The following is a 401-nucleotide window of genomic DNA, read 5'->3' on the forward strand; positions in this document are numbered from 1 at the left end:
CTGTCGGCAGTCGAACCGTATCATTTTGCAGAAGGCGTCTTGCCGCGTCTGTATATTTCAGGGTGTCCCAATTCTTGCGGTACTCATGAGTTGGCAAGTATGGGGTTTATGGGAGGTGCTAAACGAGTAAACGGGGAAACAGTTCCGGCCTTTGTCTTGTTTACCGGCGGGTCCGAAGACTTAGGTAAAGAGAAATTAGGGAAAGAGCGAGGTGTATTATCGGCTATCGATATCCCCCAATTTATAGTAGATCTGGGCAAGTCCGTTGAAGCGACAAAAAGTACCTTTGCAGCTTGGCAAGTTGAGCATGCTGATGAATTTCAACAGTTGATCGATAAATATGTATAAAGAAAATAATCCCTTGGCTATATAAGCCAAGGGATTATTTTCTTTATATCTTA

General features: G+C 43.4%; 1 pseudogene. It reads left to right on the forward strand.

The annotated features are described in order from the left end of the window. Nucleotides 1–348: pseudogene (locus tag PGX78_RS04720) on the forward strand (hypothetical protein); the annotation flags it as partial. Nucleotides 349–401: the final 53 nt, after the last annotated feature.

This window comes from Megasphaera sp. AF13-6AC, from assembly GCF_027685385.1.
Taxonomy (GTDB): domain Bacteria; phylum Bacillota; class Negativicutes; order Veillonellales; family Megasphaeraceae; genus Megasphaera; species Megasphaera micronuciformis.